The organism is Bacillus sp. EB106-08-02-XG196 (genome assembly GCF_013396335.1).
In the GTDB taxonomy this organism is placed as follows: domain Bacteria; phylum Bacillota; class Bacilli; order Bacillales; family Cytobacillaceae; genus Neobacillus.
This window is the reverse complement of sequence record NZ_JABWSY010000001.1, coordinates 26,201-50,792: the sequence shown is the minus strand read 5'-3', so window position 1 is coordinate 50,792 and position 24,592 is coordinate 26,201. Positions and strand designations below refer to the sequence as shown.

20 protein-coding genes and 1 pseudogene are annotated in these 24,592 nt (G+C 39.8%); 18 read left to right on the top strand and 3 right to left on the bottom strand.

Going from position 1 to position 24,592, the window contains the following annotated elements; all coding sequences use genetic code 11:
- The first annotated feature begins 5 nt into the window (after positions 1 to 5).
- From MLOOGBEN_RS00230 to MLOOGBEN_RS00200, 7 genes are all read left to right on the top strand, one after another.
- Positions 6 to 1,238, top strand: a complete 1,233-nt coding sequence (locus tag MLOOGBEN_RS00230; RefSeq protein WP_368737735.1) for a sn-glycerol-1-phosphate dehydrogenase — start codon at positions 6 to 8, stop codon at positions 1,236 to 1,238.
- An 18-nt stretch (positions 1,239 to 1,256) separates the two neighbouring features.
- Positions 1,257 to 2,207, top strand: coding sequence for a glycoside hydrolase family 43 protein (locus MLOOGBEN_RS00225; protein WP_179156263.1), 951 nt, complete (start codon positions 1,257 to 1,259; stop codon positions 2,205 to 2,207).
- Between the two features lie 33 nt (positions 2,208 to 2,240).
- Positions 2,241 to 3,206, top strand: a complete 966-nt coding sequence (locus MLOOGBEN_RS00220; protein WP_179156262.1) for a glycoside hydrolase family 43 protein — start codon at positions 2,241 to 2,243, stop codon at positions 3,204 to 3,206.
- Between the two features lie 100 nt (positions 3,207 to 3,306).
- Complete coding sequence (locus MLOOGBEN_RS00215) at positions 3,307 to 4,683, top strand: MATE family efflux transporter (RefSeq protein WP_179156261.1); 1,377 nt, start codon at positions 3,307 to 3,309, stop codon at positions 4,681 to 4,683.
- A 20-nt stretch (positions 4,684 to 4,703) separates the two neighbouring features.
- A complete protein-coding gene (locus MLOOGBEN_RS00210; protein ID WP_179156260.1) occupies positions 4,704 to 5,645 on the top strand; it encodes a family 43 glycosylhydrolase in 942 nt (313 codons plus the stop codon).
- A 137-nt stretch (positions 5,646 to 5,782) separates the two neighbouring features.
- Entirely contained in the window at positions 5,783 to 6,505 is a 723-nt protein-coding gene (locus tag MLOOGBEN_RS00205; protein WP_179156259.1) for a DsbA family protein, read from the top strand.
- Complete coding sequence (locus MLOOGBEN_RS00200) at positions 6,498 to 6,908, top strand: disulfide oxidoreductase (RefSeq protein WP_179156258.1); 411 nt, start codon at positions 6,498 to 6,500, stop codon at positions 6,906 to 6,908. The genes MLOOGBEN_RS00205 and MLOOGBEN_RS00200 overlap by 8 nt, the downstream gene beginning before the upstream one ends.
- Positions 6,909 to 6,954: 46 nt before the next feature.
- Here the strand turns inward: MLOOGBEN_RS00200 and MLOOGBEN_RS00195 are convergent.
- Positions 6,955 to 7,287: pseudogene (locus MLOOGBEN_RS00195) on the bottom strand (Dps family protein); the annotation flags it as partial.
- Positions 7,288 to 7,564: 277 nt separating this feature from the next.
- Here MLOOGBEN_RS00195 and MLOOGBEN_RS00190 point away from each other — a divergent pair.
- On the top strand, positions 7,565 to 8,164 hold the full coding sequence (locus tag MLOOGBEN_RS00190) for a cell wall hydrolase (RefSeq protein ID WP_179156257.1): 600 nt from the start codon (positions 7,565 to 7,567) through the stop codon (positions 8,162 to 8,164).
- Positions 8,165 to 8,237: 73 nt separating this feature from the next.
- On the opposite strand, the gene speB is transcribed toward MLOOGBEN_RS00190, so the two are convergent.
- Positions 8,238 to 9,167, bottom strand: coding sequence for an agmatinase (gene speB, locus MLOOGBEN_RS00185; RefSeq protein WP_179156256.1), 930 nt, complete (start codon positions 9,165 to 9,167; stop codon positions 8,238 to 8,240).
- A gap of 437 nt (positions 9,168 to 9,604) precedes the next feature.
- On the opposite strand from speB, the gene MLOOGBEN_RS00180 reads away from it, so the two are divergent.
- The 10 genes from MLOOGBEN_RS00180 (at position 9,605) to MLOOGBEN_RS00135 (ending at position 22,518) form a co-directional block, all read left to right on the top strand.
- Positions 9,605 to 10,951, top strand: a complete 1,347-nt coding sequence (locus MLOOGBEN_RS00180; RefSeq protein ID WP_368737734.1) for an APC family permease — start codon at positions 9,605 to 9,607, stop codon at positions 10,949 to 10,951.
- A 211-nt stretch (positions 10,952 to 11,162) separates the two neighbouring features.
- Positions 11,163 to 12,452, top strand: a complete 1,290-nt coding sequence (locus MLOOGBEN_RS00175) for a Glu/Leu/Phe/Val family dehydrogenase (protein WP_179156255.1) — start codon at positions 11,163 to 11,165, stop codon at positions 12,450 to 12,452.
- Between the two features lie 28 nt (positions 12,453 to 12,480).
- The gene (locus MLOOGBEN_RS00170) at positions 12,481 to 12,771 is read left to right on the top strand and encodes an SAV0927 family protein (RefSeq protein ID WP_179156254.1); all 291 of its coding nucleotides are present in this window, start codon (positions 12,481 to 12,483) and stop codon (positions 12,769 to 12,771) included.
- A gap of 22 nt (positions 12,772 to 12,793) precedes the next feature.
- Positions 12,794 to 13,042, top strand: coding sequence for a biotin/lipoyl attachment domain-containing protein (locus tag MLOOGBEN_RS00165; protein WP_179156253.1), 249 nt, complete (start codon positions 12,794 to 12,796; stop codon positions 13,040 to 13,042).
- Between the two features lie 99 nt (positions 13,043 to 13,141).
- Positions 13,142 to 15,277, top strand: a complete 2,136-nt coding sequence (locus MLOOGBEN_RS00160) for a sigma 54-interacting transcriptional regulator (RefSeq protein WP_179156252.1) — start codon at positions 13,142 to 13,144, stop codon at positions 15,275 to 15,277.
- 205 nt (positions 15,278 to 15,482) lie between these two features.
- On the top strand, positions 15,483 to 16,955 hold the full coding sequence (locus tag MLOOGBEN_RS00155) for an aldehyde dehydrogenase family protein (RefSeq protein ID WP_179156832.1): 1,473 nt from the start codon (positions 15,483 to 15,485) through the stop codon (positions 16,953 to 16,955).
- 22 nt (positions 16,956 to 16,977) lie between these two features.
- Positions 16,978 to 18,351 carry a putrescine aminotransferase gene (locus MLOOGBEN_RS00150; protein ID WP_179156251.1) on the top strand — a complete coding sequence of 458 codons (1,374 nt, stop codon included), beginning with the start codon at positions 16,978 to 16,980 and terminating at the stop codon, positions 18,349 to 18,351.
- A gap of 31 nt (positions 18,352 to 18,382) precedes the next feature.
- Entirely contained in the window at positions 18,383 to 19,750 is a 1,368-nt protein-coding gene (gene gabT / locus MLOOGBEN_RS00145) for a 4-aminobutyrate--2-oxoglutarate transaminase (RefSeq protein WP_483296368.1), read from the top strand.
- Positions 19,751 to 19,793: 43 nt separating this feature from the next.
- Positions 19,794 to 21,215: an NAD-dependent succinate-semialdehyde dehydrogenase gene (locus tag MLOOGBEN_RS00140; protein ID WP_179156831.1), complete on the top strand. Its 1,422-nt coding sequence runs from the start codon at positions 19,794 to 19,796 to the stop codon at positions 21,213 to 21,215.
- A gap of 163 nt (positions 21,216 to 21,378) precedes the next feature.
- Positions 21,379 to 22,518, top strand: coding sequence for an HAD family hydrolase (locus MLOOGBEN_RS00135; RefSeq protein WP_179156249.1), 1,140 nt, complete (start codon positions 21,379 to 21,381; stop codon positions 22,516 to 22,518).
- Positions 22,519 to 22,716: 198 nt separating this feature from the next.
- Here the strand turns inward: MLOOGBEN_RS00135 and serA are convergent, their stop codons facing one another.
- Complete coding sequence (gene serA / locus MLOOGBEN_RS00130; protein ID WP_179156248.1) at positions 22,717 to 24,351, bottom strand: phosphoglycerate dehydrogenase; 1,635 nt, start codon at positions 24,349 to 24,351, stop codon at positions 22,717 to 22,719.
- Between the last annotated feature and the right edge of the window lie 241 nt (positions 24,352 to 24,592).

Sequence of the window (24,592 nt, the reverse complement as noted above, 5' to 3'; positions counted from 1 at the left end):
AATAGGTGGAAGAATATATTCGTGAACTTATGACTCTAGCCCATAACTGTGATTGTGGAAACCAGCACAATTCCATACCAATTGAAAAAATGGTTGTAGCTAACGATGCACTTGCAGAAGCTGCTGTTTTTGTGAAAAACAAGGCATTCAAACATGCTTTCTTAATAGCGGATGAAAACACCTTAAATGCTGCCGGGAAACAGTTATCACGTCATTTTACCGAAAAAAATATTGATTATTCGGTATGTCTAATTCAGCCGGATGCAAATAATGATGTCGTAGCAGATGAGAAATCATTAGTCCAAGCATTATTAGAATTACCAAGAGAAGCGGATGTAATTATAGCTGTGGGGGCTGGCACCCTGCATGATATTGCCCGATTTACCAGTGCAAAAATAGGAGTTCCATTTATATCTGCTCCAACAGCTCCTTCTGTAGATGGATTTACAAGCTTGGGTGCTCCATTGATTATTAGAGGAGTAAAAACAACGTTTCAAATGACCGCGCCAATGGCCCTATTTGCTGATTTAGCTGTATTAAAGGCTTCACCGCAAAAAATGATTGCGGCAGGGTTTGGTGATATGGTGGCAAAATATACATCACTAGCAGATTGGAAATTTAGTCATCTCGTAAAGGGAGAACCTTATTGTCCGCTGGTAGCAAAAATTACCCGTGAGGCGTTGGAGTCATGTATTGATAACGTCACGAAAATATCAATAGGTGATGAGGAAGGAATTCAAATTCTTATTAAAGCCCTCATTAAGTCCGGATTAGCAATGCTTTTATTTGGACAATCTCACCCAGCTTCAGGTGGGGAACACCATCTCTCACACTATTGGGAAATGGAATTTCTACAACAAAACCGGCCAGCTGTGCTTCATGGAGCAAAGGTTGGTGTTTCTACATCACTCCTCGCAGATATATATAAGAAAGAATTTATCGAGGTTATTACGGATCCAGTGAGGTTAGCTTCTCTTTGTGATCACCAACTCGAAAAGAATATTACTGAAAATTTACAAGAAATTATTGCCCTCTACGGTGAGGTACCAAGTTCGTCACAGCTTGGTGGACTTTTAGAAAAATTGGGCGGAGCAACATTTCCTGAGCAGCTTGGAATTGATGATAACCTTGTAAAAAGAAGCTTATCTGATGCGCATAAGCTAAGAAACCGATTCACGGCCTTAAGGTTTTTAAATGAGGTCGCCAATTATCCTAAAATAATAAGTGAACTCTCTTAAAAAGAAAGGTGAAATAAAATGCAAAAGGTAGAAACTTTAAATAATCCGATTGTCGAGCAGCGAGCAGATCCATGGGTATATAAGCATACAGATGGTTATTACTATTTCACGGCGTCTGTTCCCGAATATGACAGAATCGAGGTTAGACGGTCCGAAACAATCCAGGGCTTGGGCAGTGCAGAACCTGTAGTTGCCTGGAAAAAACATGAGAATGGTCCAATGAGCGCAAATATTTGGGCACCTGAAATTCATTATATCGATGGTAAATGGTACATCTATTACGCTGCAGCAAGAGAAGATGCGATTTTTGACCATCGTATGTATGTCATTGAGAATGTCTCTGCCAATCCATTAGAAGGTAATTGGGTCGAAAAGGGGCAGGTAAAAACAGAGTGGGAATCTTTTTCTCTAGATGCCACCACTTTCGAACATAAAGGCCAAAGGTACTATGTCTGGGCTCAAAGAGATCCAAAGATTGAAGGAAATTCTAACCTTTACATCGCTAGAATGGTCAATCCATGGACCATTGAAGGACCTCAGGTAATGATCACTACGCCTGAATATGACTGGGAAACCATTGGTTTTTTAGTCAATGAAGGTGCAGCTGTTTTGATAAGAAATGGTAAAATTTTTATTTCCTATTCTGCCAGTGCAACAGATTACAACTATTGTATGGGGCTATTACAAGCGGATGAAAACAGTGATTTATTAGATCCTGCTTCATGGTTGAAAACAGAGGAACCTGTATTTAAAACAAATGTAGAAAATAGCCAATATGGTCCAGGTCATAACAGCTTTACAGTATCTGAAGATGGCAGCGAAGATATTATCATCTACCATGCACGTAACTATCGTGAAATTGTTGGTGATCCATTATGGGATCCAAACCGTCATACTCGTGCACAAGTGTTCACTTGGTATGAAGATGGAACGCCAAATTTCGGCGTTCCCGTACCAGACGCAAAATAAAGTTCTGGCATCAGGATTTGAAAGGAGATTTATATGGTTTCTGTAACGAAAGATCAAGCTAAAACAGCAAAAAATTTGATTATTGAGCAGCGAGCAGATCCATGGGTTTATAAACATACAGATGGTTATTACTACTTTACAGCTTCTGTGCCTGAATATGATGGAATTGAAGTAAGGCGCTCTAAAACAATTAAAGGGATAGCAGTGGCCGAGCCTGTTATGGTCTGGAACAAGCATGAAACAGGTCCCATGAGCTCACTAATATGGGCACCAGAAATACATTATATCAATGGAAGTTGGTACATTTATTTCGCTGCTGCACCATCAAAGGAAATTATCGATGGCCTTTTTCAGCACCGAATGTTTGTGATTGAAAATAAATCTGCTAATCCGCTAGAAGGTAATTGGGAGGAAAAAGGACAAATTAACACCGATTGGGATTCCTTTGCTCTTGATGCTACTTCGTTTGAGCATAAAGGCCAGCAGTACCTTGTCTGGGCACAAAAAGACCCTGCTATTAAAGGTAACTCCAATCTTTATATAGCAGCTTTAGAAAATCCATGGACAATTAAAGGGCCCCAAGTTATGATTGCGAAACCAGAGTTTGACTGGGAAACGATTGGATTCTGGGTAAATGAAGGACCGGCTGTCTTGAAGAGAAACGGAAAAATTTTCATTTCCTTCTCCGGTAGTGCAACAGATGAGAATTATGCAATGGGACTTTTGGCTGCAGATGAGAATAGCGACGTAATGGATCCGCATTCTTGGAGTAAATCGAAGGAACCTGTTTTCAAAACGTGCTATGAAACAGGCCAATATGGTCCAGGACATAATAGCTTCACTGTCTCTGAAGATGGCAGTAAAGATATACTTGTCTACCATGTTAGAAATTATACAGAGATTGTCGGCGACCCGTTGTATGATCCAAATCGCCATACCTGTGCCAAAGAGTTTGGATGGAATCCAGATGGAACGCCTAACTTTGGTACACCTGAATGATAATTTTTGAAAAAATGAATAGATAATTTAGAAGAAAATAGGTTCATATCAGCTATATTGATATGAATCTTTTTCTGTAATTTTTAAGGTGGGCAAAGCTATGCAAAGTTTAAAAGAGCAAGAAGATAGGCGATTAACTTTACGTGGTATTACATGGCCAATATTCATAGAATTGTTTCTGCAAACCATTATGGGAAGCACGGATGTCATTATGCTTTCTCATATTTCTGATGATGTAGTGGCTGCAATAGGAGTAGCAAATCAACTTGTCTTTTTTGCCATTATCCTATTTAACTTTACAGCATCGGGGACGGCTGTTCTAATTTCACAATATTTAGGAGCAGGTATGAGAGTGGAGGCTAAGCAAGCCTCTGCCATATCAATATCCATCAATCTGGGTATTGGTTTAGTAGTGAGTCTGCTGCTGGTGATTTTCAAAGGGCCGCTTTTAGGGATATTTCATCTAGAAGACGATATTGCTGGAATAGGATTTGAGTATCTATCCATCGTTGGCGGAACATTGTTTTTGCAATCCGTTTTAGTAACGGTTTCAGCCATTCTGAGAGCAAATGGATTTTCAAGGGAAGCAATGTTTGTATCTGTGATGATGAACATTATCCATTTAGCGGGAAATGCATTGGTGATTTATGGATTATTGGGTTTCCCAGAAATGGGTGTAAAAGGCGTAGCACTGTCTACTGCTATTAGCAGGGCAGCCGCACTGGTTATTGCTTTTGTTTTTATGTATAAGAGACTTCCAATAAGAATTGAAATACAGGATTATTTGGATTTCAATCTGACTCATATTAAAAAAATCATGAAAATTGGCGCACCGTCTGCAGGTGAACAGTTAAGTTACAATACTAGTCAAATGGCGATGACAGCGGTAATTGCGATGCTGGGTGCAGCAGCATTATCTACACGGGTTTATACCTGGAATGTTATGTCTTTTATCATGCTGTTTGGTCTAGCATTTGGGCAGGGGACGCAGATTTTAATAGCCTACAAGGTTGGAGCAGGTGATTTCGAAGCGGCCTATCGTCAATTATTAAAGAGTCTAAAGGTTAGTTTTATTATCACCATTTTTATTGCTATCTTTGTTTCAATCTTCCGGGTAAATATTATGAGTTTATTTACCGATGATAAAGAAATTATTAAAACGGGCAGTACCCTTTTACTACTATGTTTAATTCTTGAGCCAGGGAGGACATTTAATTTAGTGGTAATTAACTCTCTGCGAGCAACAGGTGATGCCCTTTTTACCGTAAAGATGGGTGTGCTGTCAATGTGGGGAATCGCTGTACCCTTATCCTATTTCCTAGGGATTCATTATGGATTAGGTTTAGCGGGGGTATGGATTGCATTTATCACTGATGAATGGCTTCGAGGAATCATTATGTATTATAGATGGAAAAGCAGGGCTTGGGAGAACAAAGTACTTGTTCATAAAAAACAAAGAATACCGATTAGCTCATAGATAATGAGAGGGGAATGAATATGAATAATAATCAAGGCTTTGACAATATTAATTTTTACGAAATGAATTGGAACCTTAAGGGAGATTTATGGGCGCATGACCCTGTGCTGGCGAAAGAGGGTTCGCGCTGGTATGTATTTCACACAGGAAATGGAATCCAAATAAAATCATCAGAAGATGGTGCTAATTGGAAGCAGGAAGGTCCAATATTTACTTCTCTACCAGAGTGGAGCAAAGAGTATGTACCCGAGAAGGAAGAGGAAAGTATTTGGGCGCCAGATATCTACTATCATAATGGTATTTATTATATCTATTACTCTGTATCTACATTCGGGAAAAATACTTCAGCAATAGGTTTAGTTACGAATACAACGCTTAACCCTGAAAATCCTGAATATGAGTGGAAGGACAGGGGGCATGTCATCCATTCAACAGAAGCTGATAATTACAACGCTATTGACGCGAATTTAATTTTTGATCAAGAAGGGCAGCCATGGTTAAATTTCGGATCCTTCTGGTCTGGAATAAAGCTAATTCAATTAGATCCTGTGACGATGAAAATAGCAGAAGGTGCGGAACTGCTTTCGATTTCAAGCAGAACCGAACAGCCTAATACGATTGAAGCTCCTTTTATCGTTTACCGAAACGGTTTTTATTATCAGTTTGTATCCTTTGATTTTTGCTGCCGAGGAGTAGAGAGTACCTATAAAATCGTCGTAGGAAGGTCAGAGAATATTACCGGACCTTATACAGATAAAAATGGAATTTCAATGATGGATGGCGGCGGAACGTTAATCGATGCAGGAGATGATCGCTGGATTGGCCCTGGACACTGTGCCATTTATTCTTCCGACAACTCTTCCATTCTCGTTAATCATGCCTATGATTCTTTGAAAAAAGGGAAGCCTACTTTGCAAATTAGACCCTTGTATTGGGATAATGAAGGCTGGCCACATCTATAGAGCCTGCTGTTTTAAAAATAATATAAATATGATAGGGAGAGCATGCCTATAGGGTATGCTCTTTTTTCGGGATTTGTTAAATGCATTTATTTTTCAAAGGTGATAAACTCTAATAAAATATACTAAGGAGTTTGAACATGGCCAAACGAAAAAAAAATACTAAAAAAGGACCGGCGAAACCGTCCTCCTCATCATCAAAATTTGTGTTTTGGATCATTGGATTAATTGCAATCAGTATTATTGGATTTATCTTTCTAGCTAATAACCAAAAATCCGATGAGCCTGCTAAAGAAGAGATTGATTATGCAAATCAACCCTTTCTTGGTGAAGAAGCTGCACCTGTTTCAATTGTAGAATTTGGTGATTACAAATGCCCGAATTGTAAAAATTTCACTGACACCACTGTTCCACTGATTGTAAAGGAATTCGTTGATACCGGAAAAGCGAAATTCTATTATTTCCATTATCCATTTATCAATGTTGATTCCGAGCGAACTGCGAAATTTTCAGAAGCAGTTTATCATGAGCTGGGTAATGATAAATTTTGGGAGTTTCATGAACTTATTTACGATAAGCAGCCGGAAGACACACGTTATGAAACCATAGATGTATTTACAGAGGATTTCCTTACCGAGACGCTACAAGAAATAGCCAGTGAGGAAGAAGTTAAAAAGGTAGCTGCCTATTTTGATACGAAAGCCCCAGAGGAAGCATGGGAAAAAGATGAGGCTCTTGGTGGAAAATTAGGTGTAGAAGGAACTCCGACTATTTTTGTTAATGGAAAGCGATTTGATGGACAAACAATGGACGATTTAAATGAATTAGTGGAGGAAGCGGCGAAGGAGAAAGGAAATGAATAAACCTCTACTTCTTGCATGGGTTGCAGCCTTAATAGCAACCATTGGAAGTTTGTATTTTAGTGAAGTCCTTCTCTACATTCCATGTACACTATGCTGGTATCAGAGGATATTTATGTATCCACTAGCTATTATTTTGGGCGTGGCTTTTTATCGGAACGATACTGGAATTGTGAAATACACGATTCCACTATCCATCATCGGGATGCTAATTTCAGGTTACCATACTGCATTGCAGAAGATTCCTTATTTGCAGCAGTTTGAAATGTGTAAAAGCGGTGTGCCTTGCTCGAAAGATTATATTAATTGGCTTGGGTTTATCACCATTCCAATCTTGGCATTTACGGCATTCACGATTATTACGATTTGCTTAGTATTGATTGCACGCGGCAATAAGGGAGAATAGAAATAAGACTCAGCAGCTGCTGAGTCTTATTTTTTTAGTTAAAAATTTAGATCGATTTTCCGAGAAATGCTGTCAGCATCCAAACGTGTTTTTCTAAACCAAAATGAATAGCAAGGAGCATATCCCCTGTTGTTTCATCATCCTTTTCTCCAGCAAAGCTCATGCCTTCTTTTAATTCCCCAATGATAATAGAGAAGTCATTGATAATGGTTTGAACCATTTCCTCAGCACTTTCATTTCCATTTGCTTCATTTACAGAAGATAGTTCAAGGCACTCTTTCATAGTTGCTACAGGTCTGCCGCCAATTGCTAGTAAACGTTCTGCTAACTCATCGACATGCAGTCCAGCCTCATTATAGAATCCTGTACCAAATTGAGGGATATTATGTCAATTTAGTGAAGATTATCTTTGTTACAATGAGATTTCATGCAATAAAGGTGCAATAGAATGTAATATTCTTACCTCAATTATCCACCTTTGGAATGATAGAGGAAGTTTTATGTTAATGGATTATTTTTCTAAATAATAGATAAAGGCTTTCATAGCGGGCGCCCTTTATACTAATTTAAGGATGGGATTTATTGGGTAATGAATAAGTATGTTACAACTGATAGCCTTATTTGTAGAGAAACGAACAACGAGGAGGCTACAAAACATGAATAAATTAAAAAAACTTGTCATTGCAACGGGATTAATCTTTTCATTGTCAGCATTTACAGGTGTTACTAAATCAGAAGCTGCTACAAATCATAAAGTACAATACGGTGAAACCTATTGGAAGATTGCAACAAAGTATGGAGTACCCGTTACAAGCTTAATGAAGGCAAACAATGCATCTAGTTCTCTATTATATGCTGGTTCAAATCTAGTAATCCCAAATGCTACTATTTCAGCAGCTGATAAAGAGTTAATGGCGCGCCTTGTGCGAGCAGAAGCAGTAGGGGAACCTTATGCTGGGAAAGTTGCGGTTGCCACTGTTATCTTAAATCGTGTGGCTAGCCCTGATTTTCCTAATTCAGTAAGAGAAGTTATCTATCAAATTTCAAATGGACACTATGCATTCACGCCAGTTCAAAACGGACAGATCAATCAACCAGCTGACGCAGCTTCCAAAAAGGCTGTTAATGAAGCACTTGCTTTCCAAGGAAAAGGAAATGGCTCTCTATTTTTCTACAATCCAAAAACCGCATCTAGCCAATGGATCTTTTCACGTGAAGTAACAGTAACAATTGGAAATCACCGTTTTGCAAAATAAAAATACTCTTCATACAAAAAGCAGTGGACACTGAATATAGTGTACCACTGCTTTTTTAAATTTATTTACGTTCTTATTTTAATTTTAGTGCAACAAGGCTTGCAAAGTCATGAATAATGGTGGCAGCGAGTAATGAGGTTATCTGGGTTGGGTCGTATGGCGGTAGTACCTCAACTAAATCGAAACCAATAAAATTAAAATCTGTCAGGGAACGTATGATTTGTAAGGTTTCAAAGCTGTTTAACCCGCCTACCTCAAGCGTTCCTGTTCCTGGTGCACAGGATGGATCAACAAAATCGATATCAAAACTGAGGAAACATGGTGTATCTCCAATTTTTTCTTTCATTTCCCTCACAACATTTTCAAAACCACGTTCTTTTAATTCAGGTGTTGTAATCACATGATATCCTAAATCACTGCTTGACTCGATATCTCCAGGATGATTAAGGGTTCCGCGAATACCAACCTGAAAAACCTTATCTGGAATTAATAAATTTTCTTCATATGCACGAATGAATGGTGAGCCGTGCCAATATTTTTCTTCATAATAAGTATCCCAAGTATCAGTATGTGAATCAAAATGAATCAATGCTACAGATCCGTGGATTTTGGCTGCAGCTCTAAGATTTGCTAGTGTAACGGAGTGGTCGCCGCCTAGTCCAATTGGGATAATCCCCTGCTCCATTAACTCCATCACTGCTTTTTCCATTAACTCATAACTTCGATGGATATTATGAGGAATAACCGATACGTCCCCAATATCAATGGCGTTGCATGCATCAAATGGATACACCTTATGAATAGGATGGTAGGGGAATAACGTCATTGAAGCCTGACGTATTGCTTGAGGTGCAAAGCGTGCCCCAACTCGGAAGGAAGCCGCTGTATCAAACGGCAAACCGACAATCGCTAATTTAGCATTTTCTCTGTTTGATGGTAACCTCATAAAGGTCCCTGTGGTACAAAACTCTGGTTTAACATCCGGTGTTAAAGGATATTGCATCGATTTCCCTCATTTCCTATTTTCCTTTTTATGATGCAATTTTTGTGCCATGATCGAACAGTGCTCATGTAGAGACAGTTTTAACCAAAACAGTAACGAATAGGAGTTATTTGTGCCTCTGTGGCAACATCTTTGGAGAAACCGGTAACGAATATATATGTCCATTCCATAGTGACAAGTGGTTATTTAATATGGAATAATGTATGCATAGTTGAATAATTCTTAAAATTTAAAACCTTCTATTATTTGTTCATTATAACCCATTAATTTTAAAAAAACGGATAAACACAACGGTATGTTCATGAAATTTAACTTTGGCATATAACTTGCATAGATACTTAGTGAATTTAGAAAGTGGAGGGGGAATAAAAAATTTATAGCAGGCAAAGGGGTAACATCGGAATGAAAACGCTTTAATTTAAGAGGGGGAATGATATGTGGAAAATGGCGTAAAGTTGAAAAGATCGTTAAAGCTATGGCAGGTTGTCATTATGGGTTTAGCGTATATGACACCCATGGTAGTATTTGATACATTTGGAATTGTTTCTGGTGAAACAAACGGGCATGTACCTGCCGCTTATGTTATTGCCTTGGTTGGCATGCTTTTCACTGCGGTTAGCTACGGGAAGCTAGTAAGGGTTTTCCCTCAGGCAGGGTCAGCCTATACCTATACCCAAAAAGCGATGAATCGGCATCTCGGTTTTCTCGTTGGCTGGTCATCCTTACTCGATTATTTATTTTTGCCAATGGTAAATGCGCTGTTAACCAAACTTTACTTAAATGCTTTGTTTCCGTCCGTTCCAGATTTTATTTGGGTATTAGTATTTGTTGGCATTGTAACCGTTTTAAATTTACGAAGTGTCAATGTTCTGGCAAATTTCAATACACTTTTTGTTCTTATACAAATACTGATCATGGTTGTCTTTATCATCCTAGTTATTAAAGGGCTAAATGCAGGAGAAGGAACGGGAACTGTTTTCAGCATGCAGCCGTTTTTTGTTGAAGGTATGAACATCCCAATCCTGATAACAGGAGCGACAATACTCTGCTTTTCATTCCTTGGCTTTGATGCTGTTACGACATTATCAGAAGAAACGCCAAATCCTGAAAAAACAATCCCAAAAGCAATTCTCCTTACAGCTTTATGGGGAGGGGTAATCTTTATCTCCACCTCATTTTTTATCCAGTCATTTTTTCCAGATAATTCGAGATTCATTGATTCGGAGGCAGCTTTACCTGAAATTGCCCTTTATGTTGGCGGGAAGCTGTTTCAGTCGATTTTCTTATGTACAACCTTTGTGAACACACTCGCGTCAGGACTTGCCTCTCACGCAAGTGTTTCCCGTCTCTTGTATGTTATGGGGCGCGATAAAGTATTCCCGGAAAAATGGTTTGGATACGTACATCCAAAATGGAGAACACCTGCAATAAATGTTTTAATCGTTGGAGTGATTTCATTATCAGCCTGGTTCTTTGATTTAGTAACTGCCACTTCACTGATTAATTTCGGAGCATTAATGGCTTTTACGTTTGTTAATCTTTCGGTGGTTAGTCATTTCGCTGTCCGTGAAAAAATGCACCGGACTCCAAAGGGATTTTTTGATTATGTTATCATGCCGCTGATTGGAGCCGGATTAGTTGGAGTCCTTTGGATCAATCTTGAACTTAGTTCTTTAATCATGGGTGTCGGCTGGTTCCTCATCGGACTTGTCTACCTTGTATTTCTAACAAAAGCCTTCAGAGTAGCACCACCTCAATATAAGGCAGAAGAAGCTGAAGTATAAGTAAACGGTAAAAATACGCATTCCACCTCACAGGAGTGCGTATTTTTTTATTTTTATTATCTATGCAAATTTGAATAATACAGTCATTTTTTCATAGTATTCATTTTATTTCGCTAGAAAAACGATAAGTAAAGCTTTGGAATAGTGGATTTCTTCATTTGGCACGGAACTTGCCAATTAGATTAATAACAATAAAAAATGAGGTGTTAGGATGGCTATCGAATCTTTAGTTTTGAAAAAGAATGAGGGTGTACAGGAAAAGGATAATTCACTTATTGAGTTTCAGGAAATTCTCAGGGAAGCAGTTGACATACTGAACTATCCTCCGCAAGTCTTTGAATTCTTAAAGAGGCCAATGAGATTTTTGGAAGTGAGTATTCCTATTCGTATGGATAACGGACAAACAGAGATTTTCCAGGGCTACCGGGCACAGCATAATGATGCTGCAGGACCGACTAAGGGAGGTATTCGCTTCCATCCAGATGTTACACCCGAAGAGGTAAAGGCGCTGGCTGGCTGGATGAGTTTAAAATGTGGAATCACCGACCTGCCATATGGCGGGGCAAAAGGTGGGATTGTCTGTGATCCACGCAATATGAGTCTAGATGAATTAGAGAGATTAAGCAGGGGGTATGTAAGAGCAGTCAGCCAAATGGTCGGACCGACGAAAGATATACCGGCACCTGATATGTACACCAATTCGCAAATAATGGCATGGATGCTCGATGAGTATGACCATATTCGTGAATTTGATTCGCCAGGTTTTATTACCGGGAAACCAATTGCTTTGGGGGGATCAAAGGGCAGGGAGACGGCTACTTCGAAAGGTGTATTATATACGCTTCAAATGGTATGCGAATTGAAGAGCATTCCTTTAACGGATATGCGGGTTATTATTCAAGGCTTTGGAAATGTAGGCAGTTACTTGGCTCAGTATTTATATGATTTAGGGGCAAAGGTAATTGGAATTGGGGACGCACTTGGTGGTCTATATGACGAAAATGGCTTGGATATCCCCTATCTTTTAGAAAATAGAGACTCTTTCGGTATCATAACCAAGCGACCTAGTAGCAGTATCAGCAATCAAGAACTGCTAGAAAAAGAATGTGATATCCTGATTCCAGCCGCCATTTCAGGTGTAATCAATAAACAAAACGCGAGCAAGCTTAATTGCAATATTGTGATTGAAGCAGCGAATGGACCTACAACCAAAGAGGCTCTGAGAATTTTGGATAAGCGCGAAATTCTTGTTGTCCCTGACATACTTGCAAATTCCGGTGGTGTAATTGTTTCCTACTTTGAGTGGTGCCAAAACAACCAAGGCTATTATTGGACAGAGGAAAGTGTGGACACTCGATTAAAGGGAAAAATAACAGCCAGCTTTAAGAATGTGTATAACACCGCTGAAAAATATGGAGTGAATATGAAAATTGCTGCCTATATTGAGGGAATTAAAAAGCTGGCAGAAACCTCTAGGCTAAGAGGCTGGTTGAAATATTAAAATACCCAACGTAAAGGAGGACAAGGAAATGAAGCTTGATATTCTTTCAGAACAAAAAGATCAGCAGCTCATGCATTACTTTTGTCTCATATCAAATAATCACCGCTACGACTTGACCATTGGTCACTCGAATCATTTCTATGGTAAAGCGATGGTCACTTCGATGCAAACGGGGAATATGGTTTTACTCTGCCAAGAGGACACCTATGCTCCACATTATTGGGCTGATCGTCTAGGAATCGAAGAAGAGGATATTGCAGAATTTCAAGATTTTTTCGGCCTTGTATTACAATCAGGGCCCTTTCAGGAACAATACTAGAATAATTTAGGGGAGTGATACGATGTATTTTGGAGTGGTACTTAGTCCATGCCATGGGGTTGTTGAAAAAGTTTCAATCCAAAGTGAAACACGAATATATGAATGGGAACCATTATTTCAAATTAAAACGGTTGAAGGTAAGGTTCAAATGATTCAAATGGGTTTAAGTGGTGAGGTCGAATCACTTGAAGTTCAGGAAGGGGACTATGTTATTCCCGGCATGGTCCTTGCCTTTATAAAAGAAGATTTATTTGTAACGGGCAGTGAGTAAATACCGAGAAAGAAGATGGATACCGCATCTTCTTTTTTCTATTTAAAAAATTCGAAATAGTGATAATATAAGAGTGAAAAGATAAAGGGGGATAAAAAGATGTTTTCCGTCGCAAAGGATAAGATTAAGCCAATAGTATCTATTAATATAGATGAAGAAGTTGTATTGAAATCAACTTTAGACCAATGCAAAGAACCCTTTATATTCTTAAAAAAACAAGGTCAATTATTTACCTATGCACCAATCAATAATCTATTACTTGAGCTGCTTGAAAGCAAAAATTATTCCTTAGAGGCGCTGCTAGGTCAGGCAAAATCTATCAAAAGTATTTGTTTCCTTAATAAGAATATTTCTTTCCCCTCATTGTTCCAAATTATTGGTGAGCCGTTCGCAATCATAATAGGTGAGGACGGCGAACCGTTAGGATACATACGAAGAGAAGATGTTTTGGCAGAGCTTTTTAAACAAGAAAATAAGAGTGTAGATTTACTGAAAATCCTTCTTACCTCGATACCAATGGGGATTTTTGTACTTGATAAAGAGAAACAAATAATAAATTGCAATGAATCAGGGTTAAAGATGATTAAATCTACTGCAGAACAGGTACTAAATTATCCAGGGGGATCTATTTTTAGTGCTCAACAGATTAACAACGTGTTTGCTACAGGAAAAACAATATTGAATCATTTAGAAATTACGGATGACACGGGAGTTCTCGTCGATTACTGTCCTATTTTAACCGATAACGGTGAAGTTGAAGGGATGATTATTGTTGTTCAAGATCTGCCAATGGTCGAGGACATGGCCAATGAAATTGAATATATAAAGGATTTGAATCGTGACTTGAATGCGATATTGTCGAGTATTTACGATGAGATTCTTGTGGTTAATGCCGTTGGGGAATTGATTCGATATAGTGACAATATCATTCATGATTTCTGGAATGTAGACCTTAAAGAGCTGATTGGAAAAAATATCCTCGAGCTTGAGGATCAAGGACTCTTTACCCCATCAGTAACAAGATTAGTAATCGAAAAAAGAAAAAAAGTTTCCGTTGTCCAGGAAACAAAAACAGGCAGGAAAATTCTTGCTGTTGGCAATCCTGTCTTTAATAAAGAAAATGAGCTGGATCGGATTATCATTGCTTCGAGAGATATTACGGAAACAACGCGTTTAAAAAGTGAACTACAGGAAATACGGAAAATAACGGAACAATATAAAAAAGAATTAGATGACTTTAAAAGTAAGGATCGCTTTTTAAAAAAGCTCTTCTATTGCAGCCCTAAAATGGAAAAGATTATGAATCAAGTTAAGAAAATTGCTGACTTTTCATCGACCGTCCTCCTTAATGGTGAATCTGGTGTGGGTAAAGAGGTAATTGCTCAAGCCATTCACCAACTAGGGAAACGCTCTGGCAAGCCATTCCTTAAAATGAATTGTGGGGCAATCCCTGAAAATCTATTAGAAAGTGAATTGTATGGATATGCAAAGGGTTCCTTTACAGGTGCAGATAAAAATGGAAAAGAAGGTTATTTTAAACAAGCAGATGGCGGAATCTTGTTTCTTGATGAAATCGGTGAAATGCCGCTGCATCTTCAAGTAAAGCTTTTACGTGTTCTCCAGGAGCAAGAGGTTATTCCGATTGGCAGTACAATGCCTATTAAGGTGAATGTCCAGATCATTGCGGCCACCAATAAAAGGCTTGAAAAAATGGTGGAAAATGGGACTTTCCGAGAAGACTTATTTTACCGACTAAATGTTATTCCGATTCAGATTCCGCCGCTCAGGGAACGGACTGAGGATATCTCGTTACTTGCCTTTCATTTTTTACAGCAGCTGAATGAAAGGTATGACCGAAATTACCATTTAACACCAGATGCGATTAATGTTCTTGAATTTTATTCGTGGCCAGGAAATGTCCGTGAATTACAAAATATAATTGAAAGATTAGTGGTTACCGCTGATCATCCTGCCATAGATGCAGAGTTTGTCAGTCAGTTTTTATCGCTGGGCTTTGATAATAAAAAGATAAAGCCGATGATTACTAGAGTTATTCCTTTACATGAGGCGATTGAACATGTAGAGGAGCAGCTGATTGTCCTAGCTATGAACCAATACAAAACAACCACAAAGGCTGCAAAAGCATTAGGAATCAGCCAATCCTCAGTTAGCAGGAAATATCAAAAAATACTAAATGAAAAAAATATTAAAATAGAAAACTTAACATCTCTTTAATGAAAAGCTGTTTCAGATTACAATCTGAAGCAGCTTTTTTATGTATGCACAGATAGATACAGTTATGCAAAATTGAATAACTTTAAATCGTCTTTTTGGAGAACACCCGGTAATGACCACTTTTCTACTTTGGCACAGTTCTTGCAAATATAGATAGTAAGAGAGAATAAAGGAGGACTTGATAATGGTCGAGATAAAAAACCGCATTGCTAACCTTAAGATGTTTATTGATGGTGAATGGAAAGAGTCTGAAACTCTGGAAACACGTCCAATCATTAATCCAGCAAATGGAGAAGTGATTTCATATGCCCCTGAAGGAACAGTTGCTGATGCACGGGCGGCGATCTTTGCAGCTCGGAGTGCTTTCGAAAAAGGTGTCTGGTCAGGAATTTCAGCTCAAGAAAGAGCCTCCTATTTATTTAAAATTGCGGACAAAATTGAGGAATATGCAGATGAATTAACACAGCTTGAAACGATGGATAATGGGAAAACATTAAGAGAAGCTGGATTTGATGTCGGCGATGCGGCAGCATGCTTCCGCTATTATGCAGGACTGATTACAAAGCCAGACGGCTATACCTATCACGTTGCCGACCCTATGCAGGCGATGGTTGTCCGTGAGCCTGTAGGAGTCTGCGGTCTGATTGTTCCATGGAATTATCCGCTCCTAATGAGTGTTTGGAAAATTGCTCCGGCTTTAGCCGCTGGAAATACAATCGTTTTTAAACCGTCAGAAGTAACACCGGTTACACCGAAAAAGCTATTCGAAATCTTTGAAGAAGTAGGACTGCCAAAAGGAGTCGCCAATATGGTCATGGGTGCCGGAGCAGTTGTCGGTAATGAAATCGCATCCCATCCTGAAGTCGATATGATTTCGTTTACCGGGGGTACAAAAACAGGCAAACATATCATGAAAACGGCAGCTGACACAATGAAAAAAGTGTCATTGGAATTAGGCGGAAAATCGCCAAACATCATTTTTGCTGATGCTGATTTTGAAACTGCGGTCGATTATGCGCTGTTTGGCATTTACGCTGGTGCTGGCCAGGTATGTTCGGCTGGGTCAAGAATTCTAGTAGAAGAAAGTATTTACGATCAATTTGTCGCCCGCTTTGTAGAAAGAGCGAAGCAAATTAAAGTAGGACCGGGGAATGACCCTTCAACAGAGATGGGGCCGCTTGTAAGCAAGGAGCATTTGGAAAAAGTCCTTCATTATATTGAGGTAGGAAAACAGGAAGGTGCCAGCGTTGCCTGCGGGGGGAACCGAATCGTAAGCAATGGACTAGATAACGGCTACTTTGTCGAGCCTACGGCGTTCGTTGATGTGAATCAGGAAATGAGAATCGTGCAGGAAGAAATTTTCGGACCAGTCGTTGTTATTCAGAAGTTTAAGGATGAAGAAGAGGCAGTAAAGCTTGCTAATGGTACCGTTTATGGACTTGCTGGCGGTGTTTTCACGAATGATGGAGCAAAGGGCTTACGAGTCATTAAAAAGTTGAAATCTGGTATTACCTGGGTGAATTCCTATCACCCAACCTATAATGAAGCACCATGGGGTGGTTACAAGCAAAGTGGAATTGGACGAAGCCTTGGAACATTCGGGCTAGAGGAATTCCAAGAAATTAAACAAATCAATATTAATTTACAAGTAGAGCCAATTGGCTGGTTTTCAAACTAATAAACTATTGAGGAGCGATCATATGAGTATCGATTTAACACGTGAGGCAAGGACTGAGCAGAATCAACAAGTTAGCGAATACATTAATAAGGTTTTAAGTTTAATAGAAAAGGAAGAGGTGAATAAGGAAGAAGCAGCCTGGATCACAAAGGAAACGGTCGATGGCTTCCGTGAGCACGTAAACCCAGGATTTTTAACGTACCGTAAATCGGTGACAAAGGATGGTCAATTTGCAGCTGTTGAATGGTCAGATAATGGTGCCTGCTTTAAGGATGTAAACGGCAAGGAATATATTGATTGTCTAGGCGGATTTGGTATTTATAATGTCGGCCACCGCAATCCCAAGGTCGTAAAGGCAGTAACAGATCAACTGAAACGTCAAGCTCTCCACAGCCAAGACCTGCTTGATCCATTGCGTGCGATGCTGGCGAAAATTCTAGCGGATATCACCCCTGGTGATTTGAAATATGCCTTTTTTACCAACAGTGGAACGGAAAGTGTTGAAGCAGCATTAAAGCTTGCGAAAATGTATAGTGAAAGAACGACTTTTATTTCAACGACACGTGCTTTCCATGGCAAAAGTCTAGGTGCATTATCTGGAACAGCCAAAGGAATGTTCCGTAAACCATTTCTGCCTTTAATTCCAGGATTCCGTCATGTACCATTTGGTGATTTTGACATGATGAAAAAAACATTCGAGGTATGTGCAGCGGTTGGAGAAGATGTTGCTGCAGTCATTTTAGAGCCAATACAAGGTGAAGGAGGAATTATTCTCCCGCCAGAGGGATATTTAAAACAGGTTCGTGAACTTTGTGATGAATATGGTACTCTATTAATCTTTGATGAAGTCCAAACAGGAATGGGACGTACCGGAAAAATGTTTGCGGCCGATTTGTATGATGTAGTCCCAGATATTATCTGTCTAGCAAAAGCGTTTGGCGGCGGTGTTATGCCAGCAGGTGCGATTGTAGCAAGGGAAGAAGTGTTCAAAAGCTGGTTTCCAAACCCATTTATGCATACAACGACTTTTGGCGGTAATCCATTAGCATGTGCAGCGGCTATTGCCACCATTGGTGTTTTAATCGAAGAAAATTTACCAGAGAGAGCCGGAGTAGTTGGGGAGTATTTCCTAAAAGAGTTAAAAGAAGCAGCGAAAGGACATGAAGATAAGGTCCTTGAAATTCGCGGCCAAGGATTGATGATTGGAATTGAATTCCATAAGGATGAAATTGGTTATGAAGTTTCCAAAGGAATGTTTGACCGCGGGATCCTTGTGGCAGGAACATTAATTAACTCGAAGACGATAAGAATTGAACCAGCATTGACGATTGGCTATGAAGAAGTCGATATGGTAATCAGCACCTTTAAGGAAGTATTAAGTCTGGTAAAAGCATAACGATTTATTTTTATAAGGGGGGAGCATGGAATTGGAAAAGAAATTTGTTAAGCAGCTAACAGAGATACCCGGACCAAAATCAAAAGAAATACTAGAGTTGAGAAAAAAATATGTCCCAAAGGGAATCAGTAATAATTGTCATTCCTTTGTGAAAAAGGCACAGGGTTCTCTTGTTGAGGATGTAGACGGAAATATTTTTATTGATTTTGCTGGAGCAATTGGAACAGTAAATGTCGGCCATTCCCACCCAAGAGTGGTCAGGGCCCTGCAAGAGCAGGCAAGTCAATTTATCCATACAGGGTTTAATGTCATGATGTATGAGTCCTATATCAATCTTGCTGAGAGGCTGTGTCAGCTTGCACCGGGTGATTTTAATAAGCAGACAGCTTTCTTTAACAGCGGTGCAGAAGCAGTTGAAAATGCCGTGAAAATCGCTAGAAAATATACAAAACGACAAGGAATTATTTCCTTTACACGAGGCTTCCACGGCAGAACGTTAATGACGATGACGATGACGAGTAAAGTCAAGCCATACAAGTTCGGGTTTGGACCGTTTGCTCCCGAAGTCTATAAGGCGCCATATCCATATGTATACCGCCGGCCTGAAGGAATGAGCGAACAACAATACACTGAAATGATTATTGAGCAATTTGAAACGTTTTTACTGGCGGAAGTCGCTCCTGAAACGATTGCTGCTGTTGTAATGGAGCCGGTTCAAGGTGAAGGAGGATTTATCGTACCAGATAAAGGATTTGTTCAAAGAGTTAGAGAAATTTGTACACAGTATGGAATTTTGTTTGTAGCAGATGAGATTCAAACGGGATTCGGCCGTACCGGGAAATATTTTGCGATTGAACATTTTGGAGTTGAGCCAGATTTAATCACCATTTCAAAATCAATGGGAGCAGGAGTGCCGATTAGCGGGGTCATTGGCCGAGCAGAAATTATGGATGCAGCAGAGGTTGGCGAAATCGGCGGAACCTATTCTGGAAGTCCACTAGGCTGCAGGGCAGCACTTACCGTCCTCGATATCATTGAGAGTGAAAACCTTAATGAAAGGGCTCAAAAAATAGGTACAAGAGCTACGAATAAAATGAAACAGCTTGCTGAACGTTTCGATAGCATTGGAGATGTCCGTGGTCTTGGCGCCATGTGTGCAATGGAAATCGTTAAAGACCGTCACAGTAAAACACCTGATAAAGAGGCAGTTGGAAAAATAGTGAAAGCCGCAGGTGAGCGAGGGCTGTTGCTGCTAAGTGCAGGGCTATATGGTAACGTTATCCGCCTTCTAATGCCGTTAACCATTACAGATGAGCAGTTGGAGGAAGGATTACAAATACTTGAGGAAAGCTTTGAGGCTGTATATTTGAACAACTCTGCTGTTCCGGCTGGGAGGTAAATGGAATATGGATATCGTTACGCAAAAATATCAAATCTATCCTATGTATCTTGATGGAAAATGGGTCGGGAATGATTTTGAGGTATTTACCGAGATTATTAACCCAGCCACAAAGGAAGTTTTAGGGGCAGTGCCAACCGGGGGTGCTTTTGAAGCGGAGCAAGCCGTTGATGCGGCCCACAAGGCATTTAAACCTTGGTCGAAAAAAACAGCTGATGAACGCTATCAGCTTATGATGAAATGGTATCAATTGATTGATGAGCACAAACATGAAATTGCTAGGATTATGACGATGGAGCAGGGTAAACCATTAAAAGAAGCATTGGGTGAGGTTCAATACGCTAACGGATTTATCTCGTGGTATGCGGAGGAAGGGAAACGAATCTATGGAGAAACGATACCGGCATCCCACCCAAATAAACGAATTCTTGTTAGAAAGGAACCAGTTGGGGTGGTTGCAGCGATTACCCCCTGGAACTTCCCGGCAGCTATGATTACTAGAAAAGTGGCACCAGCCCTCGCAGCAGGGTGTACTTGCGTGGTAAAACCGGCCAATCAGACCCCGCTTACCGCGTTAAAGATGGTGGAGCTTGCCCATGAAGCAGGAATCCCTAATGGTGTAATCAATGTAATCACCGGCAGGTCAGCAGAAATCGGCGAAACGTGGCTGAAGGACCCCCGTGTAACCAAGATAACCTTTACTGGATCGACTGAAGTAGGGAAAACGTTGATGCGCGGTGCTGCTGAAAATGTTAAAAAGGTATCGCTGGAGCTTGGAGGAAACGCCCCATTTATTGTCATGGATGATGCGAATCTAGTAAAGGCTGCGGAGGGATTGGTACATTCAAAATTCCGGAATGCAGGTCAGACTTGTATATGTACGAATCGCGTATATGTGCAAGAAGGAATAGCGGATCAATTCATTGAGCTTTTCCAAGCAGAATTAGAAAAGCTTAAGGTTGGAAATGGCCTCGAAGAAGGGACCGACATCGGACCATTAATTGATAAAGCAGCTTATAAAAAAGTGGAATCCCTTGTGAATGATGCAGTTAAAAAGGGAGGGAAAGTCACTTATAGCGGGCTTAAACCTGCTGAAGAGAATGGCTATTTCTATGCCCCAACAATTTTAACCGCTATCCACGACGATATGGAATGTATGAAGGATGAAATCTTTGGTCCGCTTGCGCCGATTTCGACCTTCAAAACCGAAGAAGAAGTGATTGAAAGGGCAAATAATTCCCGCTTTGGATTAGCGGCATATGTTTATACAGAAAATCTAAGCCGATCCTTTAGAATCACAGAACAACTCGAATACGGAATCATTGGTCTTAATGATGCCCTGCCATCAGCTGTTCAAGTTCCATTTGGCGGCTATAAAGAGAGCGGTCTCGGCCGTGAAGGCGGTCACTTCGGAATGGAAGAATTTTTAGAAGTAAAATATATATCAATAGGGCTAGATATATAGTCTTCTTTATAATAGATAAAATATCAAACACAGCTTAACAAAAGTCGTTAAGCTGTGTTTCTAGTTTCAGTGTTTTTTCATCAATCATTATTTACTTTAAATATAGGTCTTTGCTGTGTTACGATAACGGAATAAAGTGGACTTGGAGAAGAGGGTGTTTTAGATGATTGGAACAATATTATTTGATGTTGATGGAGTTTTGTTAAGTGAGGAGCATTACTTTGATGCATCAGCCTTAACTGTCTGGGAGTTGCTTATTAGTAATAATTATTTGGCATTGTCACCTGAAAAATTTAAAACGGATTATAGCCCAACAGAAATAAAGGTAATCCGTGAGACTGTGTTTGGAAAAAATGATGAGGTCCTTAAGCTAATGAAATCAAGGGGTCTTAATGCAAATTGGGATATGATCTATTTGTCCTTTGGTCATCAATTCATTCATCTTTTATCTCAAATGAAGGAAAACGAGCAGGATAGAATAAACACCTGGCTGCAAAAACCAATTAATAGAGAAGTACTGCTTGAAATAGGCAGGGTCCTACATAATTATGAGGTGAAATTAGATTTCAATCAATTTGTATCTGATTTTAATAAGTCAATTGAAACAAAGCAAGAACTGTTCAATTATTTAAATCTGTTAGCGGAAGAGAAGCTAAGGGTTCATACAGGTATTTTTAGTGGCATCAGTGAGCTTTGGTCAGTATGTGAACATGTCTGTCAGGAATGGTACGTTGGTGATAAGAATGTAGAAAAATCCACTGGCAGACCTTCTGTGCAGCTAGGAAAGAAAGGCTTTCTAGCAAACGAAACCACATTAGCAGATCAAGCAGAAATTGATGGTCTTTTTACATTCCTTAAGGAATCTGGGGTAAAAATAGGAATTGGAACGGGGAGACCAGAGCTTGAAACCATTCAACCTTTCCACCATTTAGACTGGCTTAAACACTTTGATATCAATCATATTGTCACAGCGGATGATGTCCTGAAAGCGGAAAAGGGATTAAATGAAAGAAGATCACTGTCAAAACCAGATCCGTTTACGTATATTTTGGGTCATAAAGGCAGAGAAACTTCAGTAGAGGATTGTTTAAATACGACCTTGCCAATTGAGGATGGCGGAGAGGTACTAGTGGTGGGGGATTCTTTGGCAGACCTGCTGGCTGCGAGAAAGATGGGATGTCAGTTTGCTGCAGTATTGACTGGATTATCTGGAAAAGATGCGAGAAGTGACTTTGAAAAGCACGAGGCAGACTTTATCCTGGATTCGGTGCTCGATGTGAGGAGAATTATCGAGAAAAACTAAGAGGGATTGCAAGGCCTGGGTTCTCATCAACCTTATGAGTGACCGCTACTGCCCTTTTTAGAAGGGCACGGGCTCTCATCGTTCTTATGAGTGACCGCTTCTTCACTTTTTATACGATTACGGGCTCTCATTGTTCTCGCCAACTCCTATAATACATAAGAAAAAGACCAAATCCATAACAGATTTGGTCTTCTTTCATTAATTAATTTTCTCTAACTCAAGTCTTCCTGGGTAAAAGGAATCAACATTTTCTAACTCTAAAGATTGGGCTGCGTTTAAACCGTTAATTTGTGTGAGGGCATTAATTACCTCTGTAGTAATTTGCTTATCAAGGGTTAACACCATGACGGCTTCCCCGCCGACCGTTGTTCTGCCCACTTGCATCGTTCCAATATTGATCTGATAATCTCCAAGTAGAGATCCAACCTTACCAATCATACCAGGGACGTCCTGATGTTTTACCAGTAAAAGGTGGTTTTCAGGTCTTACATCAATACGATACTCGTTAATTTTCACGATTCTTGCACCATAGCCGTTTAAGACTGTCGCACCAATTTTAGCTGTTTCAGAGCCTTTTGTGATGGAAAGCTCCATATAATTGGCAAAGCCTTTATTATTAGCATTTTTCTGGACATTATAGGAAACTCCCTGTCCTTTTAAAAGATGAAGCGCATTAATTAAATTAACAGAATCACTTAAATGATAAGAAAGGATTCCTTTAATCATGGTTCGAGTTAATAGTTCCGTATCTTCCTCAATTAAATCTCCATAATAATTGATTTCTATTTTAGAAGGAGCATGTTTTAATAATTGAACGACAAGCTGCCCCATCTGCTCCCCAAGGAGTAGGTATGGCTGCATTTTTTGCTGTGCCTCGCCTGACATTTGCGGCATATTTACAGCATTGCGGATGGACTGTGTTTCGAGAATTTCAATGATTTCTTCACTTACTTCTTGGGCAACTTTTTCCTGCGCTTCTACAGTAGATGCTCCTAAATGCGGGGTTACAATAATATTAGGGTTATCTAACAATGCTGGATCGGCCACAGGTTCCTTTTCAAAAACATCAAGTGCAGCACCTGCAACATGCCCAGCTTGGATGGCTCTAACCAATGCCTTTTCATCAATAATTCCGCCTCGTGCGACGTTGATAAATCGGACTCCTTTTTTTGTCTTGCTGAGGTAGTCGTCATTTACAAGCCCTTTGGTGTCGTTTGTTAGTGGTGTATGAATCGTAATGAAATCAGACTCGCGTGCGATTAAATCAAGACTAGCTTTTTTCATACCTAGCTTTTCGGCTCGCTCTTCCGTTAAGTAAGGGTCATATCCTAATATATTCATTCCAAAGCTTTTAGCACGCTTTGCAACTTCGGTACCAATTTTCCCCATACCAATGACACCAAGTGTTTTTTTGTATAATTCAACACCCTTGAAAGAATTGCGATCCCATTCTCCTCCAACGGTTTTTTTGTGAGCTTGAGGAATCATTCTTGCCATAGAGAGCATCATCGCTAAAGTATGTTCAGTTGCGGCAATTGTGTTGGCACCAGGAGCATTAATGACAATTATCCCTTTTCCTGTAGCTGCATTCACATCGATATTATCTACACCAACACCTGCACGGGCAATTACCTTAAGACGGTCCGCATACTGAAGCAGTTCCGCTGTAACTTTTGTTTGGCTTCGTACAATTAAAGCCTCGTATTCTCCAATAATATTCTTTAGCTCTTCGGGCTTTAGTGTAGGCTGGCGCTCAACGATAAAATTTGGGTGATCAAACAACTTTTTCAATCCAGTATCACTAATACCATCTGTTACAAGTACCTTAAACATTCTTTCCTCATCCTCTCCGTTTTTAAATATAAGATTAAATTATCTAGCTCCAGCGCCTAGGGGCTCGGGGTCATAAGCGTGTCTAGTTCCGGCTCCTTGGGACTCGAGTCATAAGCCGCCCCCTGAAGAAGGCAAAAAGCGCCTTCTTGCAGAGTTCGTCTTATGCCTTCGTCCCAGAGCAGTCGCCTCCACATTTCATTCAATCCGTCAGAAAGGTTAAAGAACAACCTTCCCGCCGGCT

Bases quoted from the DNA above. Each gene is read 5' to 3' on its own strand.
- MLOOGBEN_RS00225 (WP_179156263.1), top strand. From the start codon at position 1,257: ATGCAAAAGGTAGAAACTTTAAATAATCCGATTGTCGAGCAGCGAGCA.
- MLOOGBEN_RS00220 (WP_179156262.1), top strand. From the start codon at position 2,241: ATGGTTTCTGTAACGAAAGATCAAGCTAAAACAGCAAAAAATTTGATT.
- MLOOGBEN_RS00215 (WP_179156261.1), top strand. From the start codon at position 3,307: ATGCAAAGTTTAAAAGAGCAAGAAGATAGGCGATTAACTTTACGTGGT.
- MLOOGBEN_RS00210 (WP_179156260.1), top strand. From the start codon at position 4,704: ATGAATAATAATCAAGGCTTTGACAATATTAATTTTTACGAAATGAAT.
- MLOOGBEN_RS00205 (WP_179156259.1), top strand. From the start codon at position 5,783: ATGGCCAAACGAAAAAAAAATACTAAAAAAGGACCGGCGAAACCGTCC.
- MLOOGBEN_RS00200 (WP_179156258.1), top strand. From the start codon at position 6,498: ATGAATAAACCTCTACTTCTTGCATGGGTTGCAGCCTTAATAGCAACC.
- MLOOGBEN_RS00190 (WP_179156257.1), top strand. From the start codon at position 7,565: ATGAATAAATTAAAAAAACTTGTCATTGCAACGGGATTAATCTTTTCA.
- speB (WP_179156256.1), bottom strand. From the start codon at position 9,167: ATGCAATATCCTTTAACACCGGATGTTAAACCAGAGTTTTGTACCACA.
- MLOOGBEN_RS00175 (WP_179156255.1), top strand. From the start codon at position 11,163: ATGGCTATCGAATCTTTAGTTTTGAAAAAGAATGAGGGTGTACAGGAA.
- MLOOGBEN_RS00170 (WP_179156254.1), top strand. From the start codon at position 12,481: ATGAAGCTTGATATTCTTTCAGAACAAAAAGATCAGCAGCTCATGCAT.
- MLOOGBEN_RS00165 (WP_179156253.1), top strand. From the start codon at position 12,794: ATGTATTTTGGAGTGGTACTTAGTCCATGCCATGGGGTTGTTGAAAAA.
- MLOOGBEN_RS00160 (WP_179156252.1), top strand. From the start codon at position 13,142: ATGTTTTCCGTCGCAAAGGATAAGATTAAGCCAATAGTATCTATTAAT.
- MLOOGBEN_RS00150 (WP_179156251.1), top strand. From the start codon at position 16,978: ATGAGTATCGATTTAACACGTGAGGCAAGGACTGAGCAGAATCAACAA.
- MLOOGBEN_RS00140 (WP_179156831.1), top strand. From the start codon at position 19,794: ATGTATCTTGATGGAAAATGGGTCGGGAATGATTTTGAGGTATTTACC.
- MLOOGBEN_RS00135 (WP_179156249.1), top strand. From the start codon at position 21,379: ATGATTGGAACAATATTATTTGATGTTGATGGAGTTTTGTTAAGTGAG.
- serA (WP_179156248.1), bottom strand. From the start codon at position 24,351: ATGTTTAAGGTACTTGTAACAGATGGTATTAGTGATACTGGATTGAAA.